23 protein-coding genes and 1 pseudogene are annotated in these 24,390 nt (G+C 50.2%); 12 read left to right on the plus strand and 12 right to left on the minus strand.

Annotated elements, in window-relative coordinates; translation table 11 throughout:
• Positions 1-12 precede the first annotated feature (12 nt).
• The 3 genes from AAC599_RS19025 to AAC599_RS19035 form a co-directional block, all read right to left on the minus strand.
• Positions 13-720: an IS6 family transposase gene (locus AAC599_RS19025; RefSeq protein WP_340151978.1), complete on the minus strand. Its 708-nt coding sequence runs from the start codon at positions 718-720 to the stop codon at positions 13-15.
• Positions 721-826: 106 nt separating this feature from the next.
• Positions 827-1,453 carry a transmembrane anchor protein gene (locus AAC599_RS19030; protein WP_340151979.1) on the minus strand — a complete coding sequence of 209 codons (627 nt, stop codon included), beginning with the start codon at positions 1,451-1,453 and terminating at the stop codon, positions 827-829.
• Positions 1,454-1,477: 24 nt separating this feature from the next.
• The gene (locus AAC599_RS19035) at positions 1,478-2,206 is read right to left on the minus strand and encodes a HupE/UreJ family protein (protein WP_340151980.1); all 729 of its coding nucleotides are present in this window, start codon (positions 2,204-2,206) and stop codon (positions 1,478-1,480) included.
• A gap of 498 nt (positions 2,207-2,704) precedes the next feature.
• Here AAC599_RS19035 and AAC599_RS19040 point away from each other — a divergent pair, with 498 nt between their 5' ends.
• The 3 genes from AAC599_RS19040 (at position 2,705) to AAC599_RS19050 (ending at position 5,215) form a co-directional block, all read left to right on the plus strand.
• Complete coding sequence (locus tag AAC599_RS19040; protein WP_340152007.1) at positions 2,705-2,965, plus strand: metal-sensing transcriptional repressor; 261 nt, start codon at positions 2,705-2,707, stop codon at positions 2,963-2,965.
• A 6-nt stretch (positions 2,966-2,971) separates the two neighbouring features.
• Positions 2,972-4,294: an MFS transporter gene (locus AAC599_RS19045; protein ID WP_340151981.1), complete on the plus strand. Its 1,323-nt coding sequence runs from the start codon at positions 2,972-2,974 to the stop codon at positions 4,292-4,294.
• Between the two features lie 222 nt (positions 4,295-4,516).
• Positions 4,517-5,215 (plus strand): IS6 family transposase, encoded by a 699-nt coding sequence (locus AAC599_RS19050; protein ID WP_340151982.1) that lies wholly within the window; start codon positions 4,517-4,519, stop codon positions 5,213-5,215.
• 220 nt (positions 5,216-5,435) lie between these two features.
• Here AAC599_RS19050 and AAC599_RS19055 read toward each other — a convergent pair whose 3' ends face one another.
• Positions 5,436-8,339: a DEAD/DEAH box helicase family protein gene (locus AAC599_RS19055; RefSeq protein ID WP_340151983.1), complete on the minus strand. Its 2,904-nt coding sequence runs from the start codon at positions 8,337-8,339 to the stop codon at positions 5,436-5,438.
• Positions 8,340-8,367: 28 nt separating this feature from the next.
• Entirely contained in the window at positions 8,368-8,736 is a 369-nt protein-coding gene (locus AAC599_RS19060; RefSeq protein WP_340151984.1) for a hypothetical protein, read from the minus strand.
• A 692-nt stretch (positions 8,737-9,428) separates the two neighbouring features.
• Here AAC599_RS19060 and AAC599_RS19065 point away from each other — a divergent pair.
• The 7 genes from AAC599_RS19065 to AAC599_RS19095 all read left to right on the plus strand — a co-directional run bounded on the left by AAC599_RS19065 (position 9,429) and on the right by AAC599_RS19095 (position 15,524).
• Positions 9,429-10,811, plus strand: a complete 1,383-nt coding sequence (locus AAC599_RS19065; protein WP_340151985.1) for a DNA methyltransferase — start codon at positions 9,429-9,431, stop codon at positions 10,809-10,811.
• Positions 10,789-11,049 (plus strand): DUF5681 domain-containing protein, encoded by a 261-nt coding sequence (locus tag AAC599_RS19070; protein WP_340151986.1) that lies wholly within the window; start codon positions 10,789-10,791, stop codon positions 11,047-11,049. The genes AAC599_RS19065 and AAC599_RS19070 overlap by 23 nt, the downstream gene beginning before the upstream one ends.
• 166 nt (positions 11,050-11,215) lie before the next feature.
• On the plus strand, positions 11,216-11,632 hold the full coding sequence (locus AAC599_RS19075; protein ID WP_340151987.1) for a hypothetical protein: 417 nt from the start codon (positions 11,216-11,218) through the stop codon (positions 11,630-11,632).
• Positions 11,633-11,950: 318 nt separating this feature from the next.
• A complete protein-coding gene (locus tag AAC599_RS19080; protein ID WP_340151988.1) occupies positions 11,951-12,889 on the plus strand; it encodes a hypothetical protein in 939 nt (312 codons plus the stop codon).
• 180 nt (positions 12,890-13,069) lie between these two features.
• Positions 13,070-13,414, plus strand: a complete 345-nt coding sequence (locus AAC599_RS19085; RefSeq protein WP_340151989.1) for a DUF3489 domain-containing protein — start codon at positions 13,070-13,072, stop codon at positions 13,412-13,414.
• A 4-nt stretch (positions 13,415-13,418) separates the two neighbouring features.
• Complete coding sequence (locus AAC599_RS19090) at positions 13,419-13,832, plus strand: DUF2924 domain-containing protein (protein ID WP_340151990.1); 414 nt, start codon at positions 13,419-13,421, stop codon at positions 13,830-13,832.
• A gap of 9 nt (positions 13,833-13,841) precedes the next feature.
• Positions 13,842-15,524, plus strand: a complete 1,683-nt coding sequence (locus tag AAC599_RS19095; RefSeq protein ID WP_340151991.1) for a recombinase family protein — start codon at positions 13,842-13,844, stop codon at positions 15,522-15,524.
• A 450-nt stretch (positions 15,525-15,974) separates the two neighbouring features.
• Here the strand turns inward: AAC599_RS19095 and AAC599_RS19100 are convergent, their stop codons facing one another.
• The 6 genes and pseudogenes from AAC599_RS19100 to AAC599_RS19125 form a co-directional block, all read right to left on the minus strand.
• Positions 15,975-16,283: an addiction module antidote protein gene (locus AAC599_RS19100; protein WP_340151992.1), complete on the minus strand. Its 309-nt coding sequence runs from the start codon at positions 16,281-16,283 to the stop codon at positions 15,975-15,977.
• Position 16,284: 1 nt separating this feature from the next.
• Positions 16,285-16,581: a type II toxin-antitoxin system RelE/ParE family toxin gene (locus tag AAC599_RS19105; protein ID WP_340151993.1), complete on the minus strand. Its 297-nt coding sequence runs from the start codon at positions 16,579-16,581 to the stop codon at positions 16,285-16,287.
• A gap of 124 nt (positions 16,582-16,705) precedes the next feature.
• A pseudogene (locus tag AAC599_RS19110) lies at positions 16,706-17,436 on the minus strand (IS6 family transposase).
• A 382-nt stretch (positions 17,437-17,818) separates the two neighbouring features.
• On the minus strand, positions 17,819-18,898 hold the full coding sequence (dctP, locus tag AAC599_RS19115) for a TRAP transporter substrate-binding protein DctP (protein ID WP_340151994.1): 1,080 nt from the start codon (positions 18,896-18,898) through the stop codon (positions 17,819-17,821).
• A 228-nt stretch (positions 18,899-19,126) separates the two neighbouring features.
• On the minus strand, positions 19,127-20,230 hold the full coding sequence (locus AAC599_RS19120; protein WP_340151995.1) for a CaiB/BaiF CoA-transferase family protein: 1,104 nt from the start codon (positions 20,228-20,230) through the stop codon (positions 19,127-19,129).
• A 34-nt stretch (positions 20,231-20,264) separates the two neighbouring features.
• Positions 20,265-21,047 carry an SDR family oxidoreductase gene (locus AAC599_RS19125; protein WP_340151996.1) on the minus strand — a complete coding sequence of 261 codons (783 nt, stop codon included), beginning with the start codon at positions 21,045-21,047 and terminating at the stop codon, positions 20,265-20,267.
• Between the two features lie 258 nt (positions 21,048-21,305).
• Here AAC599_RS19125 and AAC599_RS19130 point away from each other — a divergent pair, with 258 nt between their 5' ends.
• Positions 21,306-22,085, plus strand: coding sequence for an enoyl-CoA hydratase-related protein (locus AAC599_RS19130; RefSeq protein WP_340151997.1), 780 nt, complete (start codon positions 21,306-21,308; stop codon positions 22,083-22,085).
• Between the two features lie 98 nt (positions 22,086-22,183).
• On the plus strand, positions 22,184-22,903 hold the full coding sequence (locus AAC599_RS19135) for a TetR/AcrR family transcriptional regulator (protein ID WP_340151998.1): 720 nt from the start codon (positions 22,184-22,186) through the stop codon (positions 22,901-22,903).
• A gap of 174 nt (positions 22,904-23,077) precedes the next feature.
• Here the strand turns inward: AAC599_RS19135 and AAC599_RS19140 are convergent, their stop codons facing one another.
• On the minus strand, positions 23,078-24,238 hold the full coding sequence (locus AAC599_RS19140) for an acyl-CoA dehydrogenase family protein (RefSeq protein WP_340151999.1): 1,161 nt from the start codon (positions 24,236-24,238) through the stop codon (positions 23,078-23,080).
• Positions 24,239-24,390 lie beyond the last annotated feature (152 nt).

Below are 24,390 nucleotides of genomic sequence, written 5' to 3' on the forward strand. Positions count from 1 at the left end.
AACGTGCCGCTATTATGCCGCACTAAGTTGCTGCCACTCGACCAGTGCGGCGTTTCTTTGAAGCTTGAATGTTTCTCGGTTGGTTAGGCGGCGTTGATGATTGAAGTGGTTGTGGACTGATGAGTGAATTGAAACGAATTTCTGCAAACCTCGGAGATGCCTGAATTTCAGCATCGCCTGCTCTCTTCGTCGAAATGGTAGGTGGGAGTTTTCACAGCGATTGTTCAACCAACGTCCAATTTCCTGAACCTCAGCATTTCCAATTGTCTTCATCGCGGCACGGTACGAACGTAATCTATCTGTGACAATGATACGAGGTTTCCCATACCGTTTCATTATTTTCTTAAGAAAAACCATTGCTGCCTTACGATCGCGCCGTTTAGAAACAAAGGCTTCCAGAACTTCTCCTTCGTGGTCGACGGTACGCCACAGGTAATGTGTTTCGCCATTGATTTTGACAAAGACCTCATCAATATGCCATTTCCAGTTTGAATAATTTTGAGACGGACGGATCCGTTTCTTACGGATTTCACCGGAGAACATTGGACCAAATCTGTTCCACCAATAGCGAACGGTTTCGTGGCAAATATCGATGCCGCGCTCATGAAGAAGGTCTTCGACATTTCGTAGAGAAAGCGGAAATCGGACATACATCATCACCGCAAGGCGGATGACTTCCGGCGAGGTTTTGAAATAGCGAAACGGGTTCTGTTTTGTCATGCTTGGAGGCTAGTTGACGAGAAAATGACCATCAAGCAATTTTCTTCTGACGGTGCCTTCATTTACCAATAGAACGCCTGCGGTATCCCGCAGGCGCTAACTATTTTTAATATGTCTGTTTTAACTCGCTGTAGTCACCACGCAATCGCAATTTTATGGTTACGTCCTGACTGTCTCGATTGCGCCAGAACCAGCCATGATTGCCTTTAAAGGCGGCAACGATTTCACCTTCTGCCCCGGTCTTTCCTCTTCCTTTTTCATAGTTAATCGATTGACCGCCGCCATCACCGTGAAGGTCAAAATTTACCCGTCCATTTTCAGCGGTCCATTGGTATTCAGCAACAGCACCTTTCTCCATGACAAGCTTCCATTCAATGCCTTGGCCGGGCTCAAGAGAAAAGGTGATTTCATCTTTCCACGCGTCTTTTGCTTGTTGGGCATGAGCAGTACCTATAATCAGGTTGAAAATGCTGTCAAACACACTCGATTGTTCATCGGTTCCGCTGTTTGTTGATCTATCCTGTTCAGCCTCTTCCGCAAGCTGGGACTTTATTTCGCCCATCTCCGCAAGTCCGAGAAGACGGCCAACCCTTGTCGGATCGATACCGTATTCTGCGGGCAATACGACTGTAACAAGGATAACGATGGCTGCCAAAAAGGCGATTATCGTGGATTTAAGAAGCTGCTTGGAGCTTGGTAGTTCGTTTACATCAGGTTTTTGAGAATTATGCATTTGTATCTCCATTATTCCGCTATATTAGGCGGAAACAAAAAATCCGGTAATCTGGTATCCCATCAGAACAAAGCCTGCGGACATCATGACCACATTTGCGGTATAGGCATTCCGCCAGAACCCGACGGTTCGACGCCAATAACCCATGGCAATCAGAATTGCGCAGAGCGCAAGTAACTGCCCGAGTTCAACGCCCACATTAAAGGCGATCAAATTGGGTAAAAGGCCCTCAGATGAGATGTTGTAATCGAGAATCTTGGTGGCCAAACCCAGACCGTGGAAGAAGCCGAAGATGAGGGTTGCCGCTTTGGTATCAGGTTGAAATCCAAACCAACGTTGGAATGCCCCCAAGTTATCAAGAGCTTTGTACACCACTGAAAGGCCGATTATCGCATCAATGATATAGGCGTTCACATTCCATCCGAAGTAAACTCCCGCCAACATGGTCGTGGAATGGCCCAAAGCGAAAAGACTTACATAGATGGCGACATGTTTGAGGCGATACAGGAAAAACACGACGCCAAATAAAAACAGGATATGGTCATAACCTGTCACCATGTGTTTGGCACCGAGATACATAAAGGGGATGAGGTTCACTCCCCAAATCTCCTGAATATAACCGGCGTCACCTTCTGTAACGTTATGAGCCATTGCGTGAACTGTGCTCAATGACAGAATAGTTAGAACAAGGCAGGGGAAGAAAATTGCCCGGTGTACAGACAATCCACCCCAACCTGTGTTGAGCTTGATCATTAAATAATCTCCGAATTGTATAGATGAATTTGTGTTACCCGCGCTATACGCGGCAATCATCACGCCCTTGGAGGTCGTTCAATCCGGAATACATGCCATGGATTTTCGGGTGGGAATTCGAGACGTACAAGCGCGACAGGGTTTACGGTTAACCGAGCCATATCAAGGGAAGGCATTATAGCAATACTATGATCATGTTCAGCCACATCATGGCTGTGGCCATGCAAAACATGATAAAGATTCTCTTCCGGACCATGTGTATGACCGTGGTCCGCTATCATTTCTGCCTGTTGCAGTAAAGATTCCATCGTAACAGGCTGATGTAAAGGTGGAGGCGAAACGCACCAAATCGCAATTGTCAGGCACAAAAGTGCGACACATATACGTCGCATCCTTTCGACAAAGGAAATATGGGGCCTTACTTGCTTGTCGATCACTCGTTCGCCACTACACAATTACTATCTTGCCTCATCCTAGGGGGGAGGATACTGTATGTATATGTCAAAACACCACATACATGCAAGCCATGAAGCGCTGATTGTTCGATTAAGAAGGGCCGACGGCCACCTGCGCGCAGTAATAGAAATGATCGAAGCCGGTAAACCCTGTCTCGATGTCGCACAACAATTACAAGCAGTGGAGAAGGCAATTACCAATGCAAAGCGCGTCCTTATCCACGATCACATGGATCATTGTCTTGACGTGGAAGGCTCGGATACTGACCGTGCAGAGCTTAAGGCAATTGCTAAATACCTGTGATTTTTGATGATGGTGGAAATTTTAGCGGATAGAACATATCGCCATTTGTTTGGTGCGCAAGTAGTGGCGCTGATTGGGACGGGACTCGCAACAGTAGCTCTGGGGTTGTTGGCGTATGACTTGGCTGGTGATAACGCGAGCTTAGTCTTAGGAACGGCCTTCGCAATTAAGATGGTTGCCTACGTCGGGATAGCCCCGCTGGCGGCTGGCTTGGCGGAAAGAATAAACCGTCGCACTATATTGGTGGCGCTGGATGTGATACGCGTCGCCACCGCTCTCTGCCTTCCTTTCGTTACTGAAGTTTGGCAAATCTTCGTCCTGATTTTTCTGCTGCAATCGGCCTCCGCAGCCTTTACTCCCATCTTTCAGGCAACCATTCCGGACATATTACCCGAAGAAGACCGCTACACGAAGGCGCTGTCACTCTCAAGACTGGCATATGATTTGGAAAATATTGTCAGCCCAACGCTTGCGGCTCTCTGCTTGTCGATCATGAGTTACAATTCTCTTTTTATTGGTACCGCAGCTGGGTTTGTTGCGTCCGGGCTTCTTATCCTATCGATTTTGCTGCCTAGTCCAAAACCGTCTCAGTCACGCGGCATCTATGATCGCACAACGCGAGGAATTCGTATCTATCTGGCGACGCCACGTTTACGGGGATTGTTGGGGTTGAATCTTGCGGCTGCTGCGGCGGGCTCCATGGTACTCGTGAACTCTGTGGTTATGGTCCGTGGTTCGCTTGATATGCCCGATAGTGCGCTTGCTTGGACTCTGTTCGCGTTCGGTGCTGGATCAATGCTCGCCGCTCTTTTGCTACCCTATTTACTGGAGAGAATTCCGGACCGGCCCGTTATGACAGGCGGTGGATTTGTCATGATCAGTGTATTGATAGCATTGGCCGCTATTGTCATTTTGACAGGGTTGAGCTGGCCGGTCCTGCTGGTTGCGTGGTTTCTTGTCGGTTTAGGCTACTCAGCCGTATTGACGCCTACCGGACGCCTGTTGCGACGTTCAGCACATGCAGAAGATCGCCCTGCTGTCTTTGCGGCGCAATTTGCGCTGTCGCACGGATGTTGGCTGATTGCTTATCCGACGGCTGGATGGTTGATGGCAGAGGCTGGGACCACAGTTACACTTGTGATACTGGCGGTTATTGCCGCGATTGGTCTTGGAATGGCCTTTCGCCTATGGCCGAGAGATGATCCTGAGATTCTTGAGCATACACATCACAATCTGCCGTTGGATCACCCTCATTTAGGCAACAAAAGGCGTCATTCGCATCCTTTCGTTGTTGATGATATTCACTATCGCTGGACCACACATCTTTAGGCTCACAAAGTACAATCTGTTGAACTATTAAGAATAGGATGGATTAATTTCCCATCCTAAAACATCGGGAGCGATTAAAACATAGAATCCAGAGGGTACTTTACGGCATGTCTCTCATATAATTTATACGGCGACACCATAATCCGACGGTTTAACACTGCGGGAGGCATTGTCAGAGGAAAATGGCTTGGGCCGTGACGATGCTGGATTTACATTTTCTAAATGAAAAATCCATTCCGTTATTTCAAAACGTCGCCTGAAATTATTCGCTTGGCCGTCATGATGTATGTTCGATATCCACTTTCGTTGCGTCAGGTCGAAGATATTCTTCATGAGCGTGGGATCGACGTAAGCTACGATACAGTCCGGGCTTGGTGGAACCGTTTTGGGCCTTTATTTGCAGCAGAAATCAGAAAGAAAAGAGCTGTAACTCAGCGCCATTCGGCACAGTGGCAATGGCACCTAGATGAAGTATTTGTCTGGATCAACGGTGAAATGCATTACCTTTGGAGAGCGGTCGATCATGAAGGAGAGGTTCTTGAAGCTTTTGTCACAAAGCGACGTAACCGTAGTGTTGCTCTGAAGTTTCTGAAGAAAGCCATGAAGCGATATGGCAATCCGAAAATTATTGTGACGGATAAGCTTCGCTCCTATCGCGCTGCAATGAAAGAAATAGGCAATGCAGATCGCCAGGAAACCGGCCGGTGGTTGAATAATCGGGCTGAGAATTCACACCAACCCTTCCGACGACGAGAACGGGCGATGATCAAATTTAGAGCAACAAAATCATTGCAGAAATTCGTCTCAATCCATTCTTCAGTTCACAATCATTTTAACTTGGAACGCCACCTCACAAGCCGACTACGATTCAAACTTAATCGAGAAGCCGCTCTTACAGACTGGCGTCAATTCGCTGCTTGAAAAATTACGCCGCGCTTCATTTTAGTGTTTGATCATTTTACTCTGACAATGCCCGGCGAAGGGCCGCAACGTATTTTTTTCAAAAGCCCTTTCAAAAGAACTTAATTTATCCTCCCCGCCATTTTTAGGCACATTTTCTATTCGTGAATAGGACCGTTATTTCAGCTTCTGATGGATCTGCCTATTCTTGTGAGAAATTCTCTTTTTAACTGCAATTATCTTACTTAGATACTACCACTCTGAAATCGCCCTGAGTAGTAGTCTTCAAGAAAAGCTCAGTTGTTCCAAGCAATTTGAGAATGTCGGCGCTTGCATTAACCCTTGATACTCCAGGCTGCACAATCACGACTTCAAACTTTATTTTGGACCGCCTCGCCTTTTCTTTGAAATAAGAAAGCACCTTCATATCGCCTTTCAGGAATCGCGAATAACCTTCCCTGTCCCATATCTCATGGCGTCGCTTAAGGTCATGATACAGTCGCCCAATTCCAAGATGTTTGACCGTGATGCTTTTCTGTGCTTGGCCGCATACTGTATAGAAATTCCCAATATCGTTTGACACTCGAGCTCCGAGCGCGCCCTTGCAATGAACGAGGCACAACTTGATTGTCCCTTCATCGACATCCTTCAGGCAGACGAGGTCGCCCGCTTCGCCTTTTCCATCGTCGTTAAAGACCAATTCGTATTCATCCGCGATATTCATAAAACTGCGATACTGAATCGTGTCTGCGTTCCCCATTTTGCCGATGGATTCCTGGTTAAGCGGGATATCGTCCCATTCCCACATTTCGAGGCGTTCGCGTGGAAACTCTCCAGCATCGAGCGGCACCGGGATGTGGTAGCAGTTGTAGGAGTTGGTTCCGTCGGCGTACCGTACGATTATAGGATCGCTAACGAAATACTCGATCACGTCCATCTTCGGACCGTTTCTTTTACTGAAGAAGGTGTCGGGGCCTGATACTTTTTCGTATCGGTATCCGGCTTCCACCGCGCGATCAATACGGAAGCGATATTCAGATGACGTTGCGTCACTCGATAGCCGAAATTTGATGGCGCCGTCGTCTTCAATGGCAGCGATTTCAAGCTCAACAAGGTAAAGCGGAACCTCCTCTGCCGCGCCGAATACAATAAATTGTCTATCGCTAAATCCGGCTTGCGCTTGCTCGCCCCATTGCACACTTATAGGATGCACATCATAATGTTCAATCAACTTAATTGGCCGTAGGAAATCGCTTGTGATGTTGGGGCTAATCTCATCTTCCGTCGAAACTTTGGCCCATGTATGCTTAGTCCAACCAATCCATTGCGCAACCGTACCAGCTGCTTGCTGCCAAACTTTGCCGCGTTTCTGCGTACCACCCCAGAGAACTCGTTCACCGTTCTCGTAGCCGACACAGGCTATATTGTTAAGGGCGGATTCGGCACGCTCTATGCTGGCAAGGCCTTCTGTGACGTTTGGCCCGAAATATGATGTAAAACTAATCGCGCCGATGCGGGATGACCCGAGGTTTTTTACCAGCGGCAATTCGACATTGTTCAAAATGTTAAAGATGACGGAGCCTTGCAGAAGTGAAGTCTCTTCGTCCGTAATCGCTTTCGCGAGCAAAGTGCTTTTCAGCCCATCGTAATCACTCGAATAGAGGAATAGTGCTGCATTTTCTTTGTCCCATCTTGCGACAATCAGGTCGTACTGGGAGTCTAGCAGATTTTGGTACTTGCCCCATCGCACACGTGTGTTGCGATGTACGGCGGCTACTAGTACAGCATCATCGTCACTGATCGCATACCAACTCTCCGCGTCGCCTGACAGGACGCTTGTGTAATTTTGCGGTCGCCAGTCCGTGCATCGCGTTTTGAATATTTGCGTAGAAAGCGAGGGCCGAAGATTCCAGAGTGACAGGTGCGCATGAAGGTTTCCGCGTTCGCGCAAGTTGTGAACCACGTGCTGAAGCTGCAACTCTTCTTCGATTCGCTCTTCACTAAGCCGCTTGATTAAACCATCCCAATCTGCTCCTTCTGAGTACAGCATTTCAAGCTTGCCCTCGATTTCGGGGTCAGCGATGTTCGCAATCACCGTAGCTTCACCAATCTGTTCCCAATTTCCTTTTCGCGTGAAGCGGCCAATAAACTGCAGCGTGATTGCTAGCGATTTGTGAGCGTCGTGAAGCGCTGCTACTTTGAGGTTCGGCAAGTCGAACCCTTCGCCCAACATATCTACGCAAACAACAATGTGTGCACTGCCTGCCCTGCGGTTCGTCAATCTCTCCAATGCTTCCCGGTTCAGACGCTTACGCCCAGGCCCCGAAAAAACAAGTTGCGGCGACAAGTCCGGCGCGAGTTCTTTATAGAGCTCGAAGAGACCTTCCGCACGTGACTGTGATTTACACCGCGCCATTAGAATATGGTCGCGCCCTAGTACGTCCCGATCGTTCCGAAGCGCTTCAATTGCCATTTCTGCAATACTGCGATCGCGCGCCTCCTCATCCCCAAATTCCTCAATGGTCCGGAGATTAATCGGCCGGTAGTAATCGGCAGCCTGAGCATCGCCCAGCTTGAAATTGAATACAATCTTTCCGTCAATCCGACGACTGTCGCGGCGAAAGGGAGTTGCAGTGAATTGCGTGATCCGTTTGCCAGTGAATTTCTCACGCACACTCAACCACTGGGACGCAGGTATATGATGTGCCTCATCGACTATCAGATCGGAGCATTGTTCCACCAAATATTCAAGCGCTTCAGGAGCTGAAGCACTTAGTGTTTTCGGCAACGCAACAATGACATTTGCTTTTTCGATCACTGCCTCTGCGTCCTTTACCGAAGTGATTCCAGTCGTGAGTTTGGCCACTGCTGGACCTATCAGTTCATGAGGAACAACACCGGCATCGGGAAGTACGCCCAAAGAAACGAACTTATTTACTATCTGCGTGCGCAAAGCGTCACTCGGCACAATCACGAGTGTTTTCCGGAGCCGTTTGTATACCTGTAATGACAGCATGGTTTCTGTCTTACCTGTGCCAGTCGGCAGCACTATGGTCGCCGGCTCAAAAACTCTTCCGACTGAAAAATGTGCGGCAATTGAGTGCAAAGCGCCAATTTGTGGAGGCCTGAGTCCTCTCGCCCCCATTTCATTATCTTCTTCTCGGAATAAAAATTTATCTTTCCAGCTTTCTAATATTTGTCCGGGAGTAGAAAATTTTTCGACTAGAATACTTAGATTCTTCCCACTTTAATTCAATTTCAGGCCCTAAATTGACATGATTTTCTAGTTCGGGAGCGGATAAAACTAAATATCCTGTATTCGTGCGGCGAGTGCCTTTCCTTCGCAGCAACAGAATGTCAAAAGGAGGGTTTAAAGAAGTTTTGATAAGGTCGTAGCCCTTTACATCCGAGTCGAACACCTTCGCTTCGCAGCTACCACCGCGAAACGCCCGCTGATAAACTCTATTTTTCCCGACAGGACATATTTGTAGTGGGCTAGGCGGTAAATTAATTTCGCCCCGCCAAATAGGAATCAAGGTCAAACACTCTCCAATCTAAAGCAAAACCACTAGGAGAGTATACTAAAGCAACCTGTAAGTGTTATTCAATATTACATTTTATTTCTTTGCGAGAGCGACATACCTATTAATCGCTTTCCACTAGTTTACTGATATCATGCCGTCTGCTTCCATTAATGATTTGTCGGGGATGCCTGTTAACGCAAAAACTCACCTAACCTGTTGAGTTAGATGGGTTTGATTTGGTTGTGGGGGTCAGATTTGAACTGACGACCTTCAGGTTATGAGCCAGAGTTACATGCAAAGCCCTGAAAGTAGTATATTCGCGACCCCTCTTCAGGAGCGCTCGTTTACTTCAACAAAAATGTCATTCCACAAATCGTATGCTCAGAAGTAGAAAGTAAAAACCTGTTCTAATGAAACCTTCTCGCAAGAACCAATAATTCCGAGTTGTCATTTGTTGCGCAGGGGCTTAGCCGATATTTCCCCTTGCAATCCCCGCGCGTTTATCCTATGTTTAATGTGCCTTAGGAGAAGGTAAACGTCAGGCATGGCCCTGCCGGGACCCTTCTTCGGTGGAGAGAAAAGCGGGGCATGGTCCGGCGCATTCTCCTGAAGGGTCCATAGCTTTCCATGGTGTGAGCGTGGTTTTCGGAAACTTTCCGGGACTGCGCTTTTTTTATGGCTGGTTCCGGTAATTACGGAGCTTTAGCACCATGGAAAAGATTACCCTCATACAGCAGCGTCTTGATGCGCTCACGCCATATGCGCGCAATGCCCGCACCCATTCAGAAAAGCAGATCCGGCAGATTGCCGACAGCATCGAGGCCTTCGGCTTTACCAACCCGGTCCTCGTGGACAGGACGGGCGGCGTCATCGCCGGTCACGGTCGCATCGAGGCAGCCCGGCTCCTTAAGATGGAGCGCGTGCCGACCCTCTGCCTTGCGGATCTGACGGAAGAACAGGTCCGCGCCTATATCATCGCCGACAACCGCCTTGCGGAACTTGCCGGCTGGGACCGGGAAATCCTGGCCATCGAGCTGCAGGAACTGCTGTCGGTCGATCTCAATTTCGATATTACCCTCACCGGCTTCGAGACCCCCGAGATCGACATCCTGATCGGCGAGCTCAATGAGGAAACACCGGATGTTCCTGAAGAGGACATCCCGCTGCCTGATACCGGACCGGCCGTTACACAGATCGGGGATATCTGGCAGATCGGAAAGCACCGGCTGATCTGTGGCGATGCTACTAATGAGAATGTATACGCTAGTCTTCTGGACGGCGACAAGGCACAGCTGGTCTTTACCGACCCGCCCTATAATGTCCCTGTTGACGGCCATGTCTGCGGCCTCGGCAAGGTCCGCCACAGGGAATTCGCCATGGCAGCAGGAGAAATGGACGAGGAGGGCTTTACCGCTTTCCTCGGCACCGTCTTCCGGAACCTCGCTCGATTTAGCCAGGATGGCGCGGTCCAGTTTATCTGCATGGACTGGCGACATGTCGGCGAGATAACCGCGGCCGGCAAGATGGCTTACCCTTCCCTCCTGAACATCTGCGTCTGGGCCAAGACCAACGGCGGCATGGGATCGCTTTACCGCTCGCAGCATGAGCTTGTCTTTGTCTTCAAGGCCGGGACGGGCAAACATATCAACAATGTCGAACTCGGCAAACACGGGCGCAACCGCACCAATCTCTGGACCTATGCCGGGATCAACAGCTTTGGCAAAACCCGGGATAGCGATCTTGCCCTCCATCCGACAGTGAAGCCCGTTGCCCTGGTCGCCGATGCCATTCTCGACTGCTCGAAGCGGAACGGCATTGTGTTGGATGCCTTTGCCGGCAGCGGTACCACCCTGATCGCAGCAGAGAAGACCGGACGACGCGGTTATGGCATCGAGCTTGATCCCCGTTACTGCGATGTCATCGCAAGGCGGCTCATCGAGGTCACCGGCGCGTCTGCGGTCCATGGAGCAACGGGCCGGACATTTGACGACATTGCTGCCGACCGAGCGCAGGAGGCCGGCGAGAGTTCTTCCCCGGCCCCGGACGGCGCGATCACGACGGGAGGCCATCATGACGGACGGACACGCGCCTGATGGCGACTATGAGGTCGGGCATGGCCGCCCACCCAAAGAAACCCGCTGGAAGAAGGGACAGTCGGGCAATCCGAAGGGGCGGCCGAAGAGCAAAAAGACCGGGCCGGTCGATATCTCGGCCTTTCTTGATGAGCCGGTAGCAATGAAAATTAACGGCAAGGCCAGAAAGATACATCCGTTTGAAGCCATGGTCTGGCGAATGGTTCAGCAGATGATGAAGGGAGAAATCACCCCCTGATCCGGCTTGTCGAGCTTTGCGAAGATCATGGCCTTATTGATACCCCGCCCCCGGAATATGGCGGCGGGGTCATCGTTGCCCCAAAGGGAATGACTCCGGAACAATATGTGAAACAATATGGAGAGATCATCGATGACGAATAACGACCAGACAGGAGGAAAAGATTATGTCGGATAAAAATACAATACTGGCTTCAGGAAGAACCCAGAAAGACGGCGTCAATCCGGGCGGACGGCCAATGGGGTCGAAAAACCTTAAAACGATGCTGCGGGATATCATGCTGCAGGAATATGTCGTGATGGAGGATGGCAGGAAAAAGCGGCGGACGCTACTGGACATCACCCTGCTCAATCTCCGCAAGGCGGCCCTGGACGACGCCCGCCCCCGGGCAATGAAGAAATTCGGACAAGTGATGGAAAGATACCGCCCCGGCGCCATCGACGAAGATGTCGGCGTTCTGTTGGCCCCAGCAGATATGACCCCGGAAGAATGGGCGGCGGACCAAATAGAGAAAAACAAGACCCGCAAGCCGCCCCCGGGCGTCTATGACGATGATGAGCGTGACAACCCGTACTATGGCTAACATCTTTGCCACAGTTCGCCCCGTTCGGCAAAAGCCGGTCGCTGTTCAGTCTGATCCGCTTGAACTCGGCGGGCAGGCAAGCTAACGTCCGGATCGCAGGTAGCAATTTGCCTGCCGGGGCTTAAGAACCCTGCAACGAGCGGCTGGCATCAGCCGGAATGATGCCGCCTTTCGGTCCCTATGGCCGGGAGGCGGCGATGTATGTCCAGGCTTCACGGCTAAAGATCGTCGCGGTTGTCTCGTTGCAACTTCTTAACTCCCGGTCACCAGGGCGGTAACGCTCCGGTGACCTTTTGTTTTTTAAAGGAGTTCGAAGCAATGACACGGAAGACTTTTACGAAGGCACGCTATATCAAGCTCGGAAAACGCGGCGGATGGGAACAGAAATGCCTGGAAGAGGGTATTGCTCCCCTCGCCTATTACGACGTTCCCCATGAGATGGCGCTGGCCGGCGACAGGGACGCCATCCGCAAGATATATCTCAATATGGGACTTGCCGCCGGCACCGCCACCGGACATGCCAACCAGGTCCTCGACTTTTACGATCCCGACCCTGATGTCCTCTGGATTACCTTCTCCGGCGGATCGCTCTGGTGGGCCGAGCTTGCCCCCGAAGTCGAGTATCTGGGCGCTGATCCGGAAGAGTTCCCGCAAGGGAGCCGCTTCCGCCGGACGGTATCCGGCTGGCACAGGGCCTCCTTCGGAGGAACACCGCTGCTAGTCGGGGATCTCAGCGGCAATCTCACAAAGATCAGTGCTTATCAAGGCACTGTCTGCGCCCTGAAACCAGATCAGTTCGATTATCTGATGCGCAAGCTCCGGGATGAGGACCTGCCCGAGATCACGGCGGCGCAGGAGGCCCGCAGGCAGCTTCTGGCGACAACGGAGGAGGTCATCAAACTTCTCACCTGGCAGGACTTCGAGCTCTTTACCGAGCTCCTGTTCAGCCGAAGCGGCTGGCAGCGCATCAGTTCGCTCGGCGGCACCCAGAAGACCCTTGATCTCGAGCTGTTGCTGCCGACGACGGGAGAGCGCGCCATCGTGCAGGTCAAGTCCGCCACCAGCCAGGCCCAGCTCGATGACTACATAGACCGGTTCGGGGAGATGCCCGCAGACAGATACTTCTATGTCTATCATTCCAGCAAGCAGGATCTTCATGTCCGGGACAGCGGCATCCTGCTGATGGACGCTCCGGCGCTCGCCGATCAGGCACTGAAGGCAGGGCTTGTCGACTGGCTGATTACAAAAGCGGCGTGAGGAAGCCGGCAAGTGCTCTCCGGCGGCAGAAAGGACTGGACTTCCGCTGGCAACAGAGCGGTACTGTGGCGGCGATATAAGGGCGCCTGAACGCCTACCCTCGCCAGCCCGGCTCCTCTTCCGGGCTCGCCTCAGTGCAAGCTCCGGCGCACCGCCGGGGCAAAACCCACGGAGGTCGATATGACAGTAGCAGAGAAAGAACGACAGGCAGAGACAGTCAAAGCAATCACTGACGACACCGAAGAAACTTCACAAGCAATGACAAGGTCTGCCAAAGCGGCCGATAAACAGGCATCCTCTTCCCGAATACAGAAGCCAATAAAGGCCCCACCTAAAAAGCCGGAGATCATCCTGAAGCTTCTCAAGCGTCCCAAGGGCGCTCGCATACAGGACCTGCAGAAGGCGACAGGATGGCAGGCCCACAGTATCCGGGCTGCGCTGACGGGGCTGCGCAAACAGGGCGTGCGAATTGATCATTCTCGAACCCCTTCTGGAAAGACGATATATAAAGCCGTTGAGGGATGAGGCGATGGCAAACGTAACTACGAACGCCCAACCATCTCGACCTGATCTTGTCGACGCATGGATCAAGGCTTATGGCGGACCGCCACCCAAAGGACTAAGCACCCGGCTTCTTCTCTACGCCTGTCACTACAATCTTCAGGCGAAGGACGGCGGTGGGCTTAAGAAATCGACCCTGCGCCAGCTTAAGCGATATGTACCAGCTTCACCTGGGACGACGACAGTCGATACAGGAACGCCAGTCGCTCGCAAGCCTGGGGTTGGCAGTCGGCTGGTACGGGAATGGCGGGGAAAGACCCATATGGTCGACATCGAGGAAAATGGCTTCGTCTATCAGGGAAAACCTTATAGGTCGTTATCGGCCATCGCCCGAACCATTACCGGCGCCCGCTGGTCCGGCCCGCGGTTCTTCGGGGTGTAGGATGTCCATATGAAGCGTTGCGCCATCTATACCCGTAAATCGACCGAAGATGGTCTGGAGCAGGATTTTAACTCCCTGCAGGCCCAGCGGGAAGCCTGTGAAGCCTATATCAAAAGCCAGCGCCATGAGGGCTGGAAACACTTAACCACAGAGTATGACGATGGGGGCTACTCTGGCGGCACCATGGATCGCCCTGCCCTTACAAAACTGCTGGCAGCTGTTGAGCGGCACGAGGTAGATATCATCGTCGTCTACAAGGTCGATCGCCTCACCCGGTCACTTGCTGACTTCTCAAAAATCATTGAGAGGCTGGATCAACAGAACGTCTCCTTTGTCTCGGTGACGCAGGCATTCAATACCACCTCCTCCATGGGTCGGCTGACATTGAATGTACTTCTCTCCTTTGCCCAGTTTGAACGGGAGGTCACGGCGGAAAGAATTAGGGACAAAATCGCGGCCTCCAAAAAGAAAGGCATGTGGATGGGCGGCAATTTGCCGCTAGGTTACGATGTTGAGGATCGCAAGCTGGTGATCAATAAGGAGGAAGCCGCAACAGTAAGATTATTGTTCGATCTCTATATCGAACTCGGAACAGTGCGGCTTTTAAAAGCAGAGGCAGATCGCCTCGGCATTGTTACCAAGAAAATTATCCGAAAGGATGGATCTGTTACAGGTGGCAAGCCCTTCTTGCGGGGTAACCTGTATCGGCTGCTCTCCAATCCGCTTTACATAGGATTGATCCCACATAAAGGAGAGACCTACTCTGGTCAGCATGAGGCTATCATCGATCAGGAGACCTGGGACCATGTTCAGCAGACGATGAGTGGCAACCGCCGAGAGCGGTCTTCGCCGACAAATGTAAAGGCGCCGTTTCTGCTGACGGGGCTGGTCTTTGACGAAGCGGGAGAACCGCTCTATCAAGCTCAGGCCAGCAAAGACGGCAAGCGCTATCGCTACTATATCTCGAAACAGTTGGCGCAGAATGCGGAACCGGAAGCAGGTGGATGGCGTCTGCCCGCATCGACGCTTGAAGAGGCTATCCTCAATCCCATTCGGGAACTTCTTTGCAATCAGAGCAGATTAATTGATGTCCTGCATCTCAAGGACCACAACCTGCCTGACTTGCAATTGATAAACAAACATGCCATCGCGCTGGCCGAAAAAATCATGAGCGACGATACCGTTTCTCGGAAGGGTCTATTACAGGCGGTCATCCATCGGGTTGAACTCCAATTAGATTCTATCTCAATTGACGTGAACCGAGCGGCTTTGGTCAAATTACTGCAAATCAAAATGCTCGATGGTCCAAACGAAGATCGCACTATCGTTTCTCTCAAAATTGCGATGAAGCTGCAGCGTAAAGGTATAGAGGCAAAGTTGGTTATTGCCGGTCATGCCAGTACCCATCAGCCTGATCCGGATCTCTGTCGTCTGATTGCCAAGGCCAGGCATTGGTTTGATCAACTAGCATCAGGAGAGGCAAAGTCTGTTCAGGAAATTGCTTCTCGTGAACCTGTATTCGTTACCGAGATTAGCAGGGTTCTTCCGCTGGCATTTTTGTCGCCGAAAATCGTTGAAGACATATTGGCAGGCCGTCAGCCGGAAACCTTGACGGTCAGGCAGCTTCAACGACTACGCTCCCTCGCATTTGACTGGAAAGCTCAGCGAATACAGCTCGGATATCCAGCCTGACTCCAGCAGTAATATCAATGGATTGGACACGGAAAGTGGCCTGTAGAGACGAATGGGGATTAGCGGTCTTATGGAGCCACTCCAAGCGTCTCTGAGATCAGAGTATAACCTCGAAGCCCCGGAACTGCGGGGTTCGGGGGCGAACCTGGATTGGTCTCAGGTTCGCCCCTGAATGAGTGGTGGAGGAAGTAGTCTTGAGCGAACCCGTCTCAGCGATTTTCCCTGTTAAACAGGGAAAAAACAGGGATTATTGGCGATTTTAGCCCTGTTCAGGCGCTAGATACGCCATAACTCCCTAATTTTATTACGTTTTTATACATTTTCCCTAAGAAAAATAACAGGGTAAGTTATTTGAAGATCAGGGAAATTATATTTGAGAACAGGGAAACAATATTGTTGATCATCGTTGTAAACGAGGCGATGTAACACAGCCTTGATTTTTCAAGAAAGTTATTTGGCTGTGCCCAAATCAACATGATGTAACTTGGTCGTCATATCAAGACCAAGCGCTTGCATGACAGCCAGCGTTGTTTTCAACGTTGGATTTCCCTGCTCGCTGAAAGATCGATAAAGCTGTTCCCGCGAAAGTCCTGTTTCTTCCGCAATCTGTTTCATTCCCTTTGCCCGTGCAACCACACCTAGAGCCCTGGCAATGTAAGTCGTGTCACCCGTTTCAAAAGCATCCGCCATAAACACTTCAATAGCTTCCTGACTATCCAGGGCTACGGCCGGATCGTAACTATATAAGGCTTCAGCCATATTATTTACTCCATTCTTTCGCAAATCGTTTCGCTATCTCGATATCACGGCTTTGGGTACTTTTTTTACCGCCGCACAAAAGGATAATAATCTCTTCCTCTCGCTGTTTGAAATACACTCGATAGCCTGGTCCATAATGAATACGTAATTCACTAACTCCCTGACCCACCGGAGAAACATCACCAGCCAACCCGTTTGCCAGTCGAAAAATACGAGCCGCAATCAAAGCTCTTGCTCGCTTGTCTTTTAGTTTGCGTTCCCATTTCTGGAATGTCGCTGTCTGCTTTATCTCGATCATGAGTTAATGTAGTTTTTAAACTACTAGAACGCAAGAATAATTGTCTAGTAAGCATTGTCATGGTGCTGTCAGACGAATGCGATGTCGTCTCTGTTTGACGTAATTTGCCAATTAAGCACTCCTATTATGCCACGCTAAGTTGCCGCCACTCGGTCAGTGCGGCATTTCGTTGAAGCTTGAATGTTTCTCGGCTTGTTAGGTGGCGCTCAAGGTTGAAATGGTTATGGACTGATGCGTGGATTGAGACAAATTTCTGCAGACTATGCAAGCGTCTAAACTTTAGCATTGCGTATTCTCGTCGCCGGAATGGGAGGTGAGAATTTTCACAGCGATTGTTCAACCAGCGACCTGTTTCTTGCGATGCTTTATTTCCAATTACCTTCATCGCGGCACGGTAAGAACGCAATCTGTCCGTTACAATCACTTGAGGTTGACCGTAGCGTTTCATTATCTTCTTAAGGAAAACCATTGCTGCCTTGCGATCGCGGCGCTTGGAAACAAAGCATTCCAATACTTCGCCCTCGTGATCGACCGCTCGCCATAGATAATGAGTTTCTCCATTGATCTTCACAAATACTTCTTCCAGGTGCCATCGCCAGTTGGAATGATTCTGGAAGGGATAAATACGTTTCTTACGTATTTCACTTGCGAACAACGGACCGAAGCGATTCCACCAATAACGCACCGTCTCATGGCAAATGTCGATGCCGCGTTCATGAAGAAGGTCTTCAACCGTTCATGAAGAAGGTCTTCAACATTGCGAAGTGAAAGCGGAAACCTGACGCACATCATCACCGCAAGGCGGATGACTTCCGGCGAGGTTTTGAAATATCGAAAGGGGTTCTGTTTTATCATGCTCGGAGGCTAGTCGAGGAGCAAATGACCATCAAGCCATTTTCTTCTGACAGTACCGGCCGGAGACATGACCGCATCCAGTTGCCGGAAAACATCACATTTTTACCTTGCCATAGGAGCGCCATCCAGACATGACAGCGCCATCTAACTCATAAAAAAGTTCAGAAATCAAGAACAATGTTGGTTCTCAACTCCTGAACTAGTGTGCGGCAATAAACTATCCAAATGATTCTATTTATTGACTCGCGAAGGGAAGGTGATGGGAGGCTCAACTTCCCCTAATGGAAACAGACTTGTGGCAAAACATAAAATTATCTATCTTATTTTGAAACCACGATGTTTAAATTTCCCGTGAAAAATATGGAAGAGACATGCAATCAATTTACATGCTCGGAAGAAGACCTTTCACAGGATGTTCGTCGATAAGTTTGATAAATTCTTCGCGGGTCATATCGCCATATTTATCCGACAACTTTTGCATTTCGGCAATAAATTCCTTCGCTGGATAGCCTGCATCAGTTTGTTTTTTAATGAAGTCATTATAAACAGGCTGCATTTCGTTCCGAAGCTTTTTGCGATCTGCATCCGACAATTTGACAAAGACAACACCATTTTCACGCAGCGAGTCCATTGCGGCTTTTGTACCCTTCTCCACAAAATCAGCATAAAGAAGACTGCCATAATTCACGCCTTTCACCATGACTTTTTTAAGATCATCTGGTAGTCCAGTGTAAAATTTACGGCTGAAGGCAAAAGGCAGGCCCGCGCGGCCAAGGGCAAGCGGCACATAGTATTTGGCGATTTCCTGAACACGAAAAGTAAGAATGCTCTCTGCCGGCACCATTACGCCGTCAATTACACCCTGCTGGAAAGCTGTATACATTTCGGGTGCCTGTATTGTCACAGGTGTTGCCCCAAACCCCTCAACCATACGATTAACGAGTGAGCCAGCCCCGCGGATTTTCATCCCCTTCAGGTCATCAAGACTTTCTACTCTTTTAGTCGTCAAAAGATCATAAGGTGCGCTGCCACCTATGAAAGCGAGTTCCACACCCATGGCTTCGTACTCGTCCTTCAGATACTTTGGGTAAAGTTCCTGGGCAACACGAATAGCTGTATAAATGCTTGAAAATGCACCCGGTAGATAGAGGCCATGCGTCAAATGAAAGCTGTTCGGCACATAGACCGGGTAGGCTGGCGCGACATCGGTGATATCGGTCAGAATGGCCTTGAAACCATCCCGCGGACCATGCAGAACGCCATCCGGAAAGGTTTCCACCTTGATACGCCCGCCGCTTTGCGTCTCGATAAATTCGGCATACGGCTTCGTGACCGTATTGACCAAGGCCGAGCTGGAAGAATGATGCTGCGATACACGCAGCGTGAATTCTTCGGCTGATGCGCTGACGGTACCGAGTAATGCTGTCAGTGTGATGATTGACACGGCAATCAGTTTTTTCATTGGTTTTCCTCTCTTTTTCTCTCTGCTAGTGACTTCCGCTTGGCTGCGAAAGCGTCTTTTTTGTTCGTCTTTGGGTAAAGGGCTCCCTTTTCTTCCCTATCGCAACTAACAATCTACATTAAATCATCAGTCTTTACAAGATACATACTATACAGTTAGTATTTATATTTTAGGGCAATTGCTATTCCTGTGTTTATTGGCATCTGCAACGATATGATGAAATGCGCTCTACCCTTTCAGCCAATTCCGGATAGTTTCGTCGTCTTTTTCAGGAGTCTGCTTGACCGGCGGACGTATCGGGTCAGGGTTTGAACGACTGAAGCGCGGAGCTGGCGCGGGTTGTGTAACTCCCGCGACGTCAATAAATGTACCGCGAGACCGGTTATGCGGATGCTGAGCCGCATCTTCCAGTGACAGTACTGGTGCGTAACAACAATCGGTGCCTTCCAGGATCTCGTTCCACTCTGCCTGTGTTTTCTCGTCGATGCGGGCGGCGATCTGCGCCTTCAAACTCGCCCAGTTTTTCCGGTCATAGGTCGCGTCCAAATCATCATATTTAATCTTTAATGTCTCCAGCATGAGTTTCTGGAATTTAGGTTCGATCGGCCCAAGCGAAATCCATTCACCGTCCTTACATTGATATACGTCGTAAAAATGGGCACCGGAATCAATAACGTTCCGACCGCGCTCATAGGTCATTAAACCTTGCTTATACATACCTGCAAACACCGTCATTAAAGATGCTGCGCCATCAACAATGGCGGCATCAACAACTTGCCCCTTCCCTGAAGAGCTGCGTTCATAAAGAGCGCTTAGTATGCCGAAAACCAGATACATTGAACCGCCGCCATAGTCGCCGACAAGATTGAGCGGAGGTGTCGGAGGCTGATCCGCCCGACCAATTCCATATAATGCTCCTGCAAGGGCAATGTAATTCATATCATGGCCAGCAGCTTTTGCGAGAGGTCCGTCCTGCCCCCATCCCGTCATTCGACCATAAACAAGTCCTGGATTGCGCGCGAGGCATTCATCCGGTCCCAAACCAAGCCGCTCCATGACGCCGGGCCGGCCTCCTTCCAGCAAAACATCGGCACTTTCCACCAGCGGCCATATTTTCTCGAATTCGCTCGTATCTTTAAGATTTAGCGTGACGATTTTCCGGTTGCGTAATGTCAGATCAAGATCGCGCTCCCGGGGCAGTCCGACGTCAGTACCTCCGGGCCGCTCGACACGCAATACACTGGCACCGAGATCGGCCAGCAGCATTGCCGCGAAAGGCACGGGCCCGATAGCCTCCATTTCCAGTATTTTTAATCCGTTAAGTGGGCCCATTATATTCTCCCTTTTTTCCTCGTTCAAAACAGTCTTACCAACCGCCGAATGATAACCCGCCATTTACACTGACAGTTTGTCCCGTGATTTGTGCGGCCTCATCAGAGGCAAGAAAAGCAGCTACCGCCGCGACTTCATCCGCAGTTGGTGCACGTTTCTGCGGAAATCTATCCAGCGCCTTGGAAAAGACTTTCCGCTCAAATTCGTCATTATTGAATATCCGGTCCCATGAAGGTGTGTCAGAGGTCAAGGTCATGGCTACGGAATTTATCCGTATGTTAGCTCTTGAAAATTCGCGGCCTAACGTTTTCGTCATCAGGATTACAGATGCCCCGACAGCGCCAATAACGGATTCTCCCGTGGTCGGAAATCGCGCCGCATCCGTGGTGATAAGAACCACGCACCCTTTGCTTTCTTCCAACGCGTCGGCAGCGGCATGTACGGGAAAGATACGCGGAAAAAAGCGTGACGCAAAGCTCTCTTCAAGCTCAGAGGGCGTCATCTGCCGGAACGGTTTCGGCCCGAAGGGGCCTTCCGCACCAGCGCTAACCAATATGTCGATACCGCCATATTCTTCCCTGGCCCTCGCGACAATCCGCTTACAATTTTCATAATCGCCTGAATCGCCTTTGACAAAGACGGCCTTTACGCCAAGCATTATGAGTTCTTTCACTGCCTGAGCGCCGCGTTCCGCCGTTCTGCCGGAAACCACTAGATTACAACCACTAGCTGCCAGGCGCTTGGAGATGGCGAGGCCCAAGCCGCCGGATCCCCCGGTAACGATCGCGGATTTGCACTGCATATGCGTATATATCATTATCTTTTTCTCCCAAACCCATTATTAGCCTTTACCTAATGAGGTGATGGATTTCCACCGGCCTCCCCAAGCACTGGCCGCGTGTTCTCTATTGACACAAAGGCGCACAAAAAGCATACCATCTGGATAGTATTCGTCAACCGAAACAAATAACATATGCTTGGCGCATAAATATTGGCGCTTCCTCCGGCCTGGGCATTTCCGGAAGCTGGAGTGTCGCCTGGGCAGCAAAGAAACCAAATTAAAGGACAAGAAAACATGACCTATCTGGATATAACTTTCGAGAAACGCGACGGGGTTGCACGCATCTACATCAACCGTCCTGATAAGATGAACGCCTTTCGCAATCAGACCATTACTGATCTGATAAACGCTTTAAATGACGCTGGCTGGGATAATGAAATAGGTGTCATTGTACTTGGAGCCCACGGTGACAGGGCATTTTGTGTTGGCGGCGACCAATCCGCGCATGACGGTTTCTATGACGGAAAAGGCACCATTGGCCTACCAATTGAAGAATTGCATACGGTTTTGCGCGATATTCCAAAGCCGGTCATCGCCCGCGTTCAGGGTTATTCCATTGGGGGAGGAAATGTCCTGGTTACTCTTTGCGATCTTGCCATAGCCTCTGACAAAGCAAAATTTGGCCAGGCCGGACCGAAAGTCGGTTCCGTTGATCCCGGCTGGGGAACGGCATATCTTGCGCATGCGATTGGTGAAAAGAAAGCGCGAGAAATATGGTATTTGTGTCGCCAGTATTCTGCAGAACAGGCACTCGAAATGGGGTTATGCAACGCAGTAGTGCCACATGAGAAATTGGACGAGGAAATTGACCAATGGTGCAAGGAGATCCTGCAGAAAAGCCCCACTGCCATCGCCATTGCCAAAAGCTCCTTCAATGCAGCAACTGAAAATATCCGAGGTGTTGGAAATCTCGGTATGCAGGCATTGGCGTTATTCTATCAATCAGCCGAGTCGAAAGAAGGCGTGAACGCATTTAATGAAAAGCGGAAACCGAATTTCCGGCAAAAATTCTAGACGATTAATTTGCCCAATCAGGTGTTTTCGGGTATGCCTTATGTTGAATACCTTCCAAGAGAAGGGTTGCGAGTAGCCCGTTGACGGAAATATTATTAATGAAAATTACTGATGCCAACAAGGCGAAAACAATAGCCCGAAACGAGAACGTCACGGCTGGGAAAGAAATATCCCGGCCGGACAAATCTGGCTCAATAAAAAAGCGCAAGACAAAAAAGCAACAAAGCCAGGAAAGTTTTGAAAAGCTTATGGCCTGTGCCTGTAAGTTGTTCATTGCCAATGGGTATAAAGCAACGACCCTGGAAAGCATCGCGGCTGGCGCCAAACTTACAAAAGGTGCAGTTTACTTCCATTTCGGAACCAAAGAAGCATTGCTTCACTCCTTGCTCGATCGTGCCAAGGAACGAATTGTTGACCCGATTATCGAAGCCCTCAGTACAGATTGTGACTCCGTCAAGGCAGCGCTTGTCCATTTTATGCATGTTCACGCCGGGCTCGGTTTGACAAAACGTGACGAGATGCTGCTGCTTATTACAATGTCGATGGAATTTGCCGGCCAAAAAAATAAAATATCCCGGCATATCAGGGAGCTCTACCAGCTACTTTATACCCATCTGGAGGAAACCATTGCGCAAGGACAGAAAAGTGGTGAAATCAAGCTTATCGTTCCAACCCGAGAACTCGCATCAATTGTAATTGCCTTACATGACGGTATTTTTATTGAATGGTCGCGCCAGGAAATGAAAATGTCTGGTGATGACTTGATCCGTGCGGCACGGAGCCTTATTGTCAACGGCCTTTTCGACACGCGACAATAAATTTTTACCTATAGCTAGCTGCCCGATGTATTTCTAACCTCGCTGCAACCATGCGAGAAAGCATGGTTGCGCGACAACCTAATAAAAGGACTTCTCACTCACGTTCAGAGAAATTTAAAATATCATTAAAATTCAACCAACACTTTAATAGATAAATGACACTGCTAATTCGATTTATTTTTCCTGTCTTGCTGCGTCGACCAGTAAACGGCCAATAATATTGCGCTGGATTTGGTTCGTGCCTTCCACGATCTGCAGCATCTTTGCGTCTCTCATGTAGCGTCCGATCGGAAAATCATCGGAAATGCCGGACGATCCGTAGACCTGGACCGCATCTGTAGCGACTTTCATCGCGACGTCTGTTGCGAATAATTTGGACATCGCAGCAAGCGACGCCAGCTCATTACCTGTCGTCCCGGCGTCAACCTCACTCGCCGCCCGATAAACAAGGTTGCGGGCCGCTTCGATCGAGGTCGCCATATCGGCGAGCATCCAGCGCATTCCCTGAAAGTCGATAATTGGCTGACCAAATCCTTCGCGTGTCTTGATGAAATTAGCGGCCTTGTCCAGCGCGCCTTGCGCAAGCCCCACGCCACGTGCACCGACAATTGGCCGGGAGGCGTTGAAGGTCTGCATGACAATCTTGAACCCCCGACCCTCCTCGCCCAACCGATCTTCTTCCGGCACGAATACGTTATTGAGGTAAAGTGGATGGGACGGTACGCCACGCCCACCAGCCTTCTTCTCCTTGGGACCGATTTCCAAGCCTTCAGCGTTAGTCGGGACAATGAATAGGTTCAGACCGCCGCGTTCTTTATCGTCGCGGGAGATGCGGGCAGCAACCAATATGAAATCAGATTTGCTGGCATTTGTACACCAGGCCTTGCTGCCCGTCAGCCGGTAGCCTCCCGGTACGTTCTTCGCCCGGCAGACAACACCGGCGACGTCCGACCCGCTTTGTGGTTCGGTTACCGAAATGGCGGCGCGCGCTTCACCCGTCGCCAGTGGCGGCAAATATTTATCGCGCTGAGCCTGTGTGCCGCCCTCAATAATGGCGCCAATCGGCACCCATTGAACAACAAGGATATAGGCCGTGTTAAAGCAGATACGAGAAAATTCCTCCACCGCAATGCAGGCAGAAAGCATGCTGTTGGTCCCGCCATATTCTACCGGGAAGGGAAGCAGAAAGAGCTCCAACGACTTCAGTAGTTCGAACATATCCTCCGGATATTCGCCAGTTGCATCAATTTCATCAGCTCGCGGCGCCAAGCGTTCGAGCGCAACGCGGCGAAAATGTGCCTGCAACTGCTTCTGCTCGTCTGTAAGTGTAAACATTTTTCTTCCCCTTCTTGCGATCTGTCGCGGCATTTCGGCTAGATCTTCCTCACATTAACTTAGTCGGCGGCGAAGTGCGGAGTTCTCTATTTTAAATAGAAGCCCCGCGTCAGGCCGCACAAATTAAAATTCGTAGGGGCTAGCTTACATTC

Origin of the sequence: uncultured Sneathiella sp. (assembly GCF_963976355.1) — a bacterium.
GTDB lineage: Bacteria > Pseudomonadota > Alphaproteobacteria > Sneathiellales > Sneathiellaceae > Sneathiella.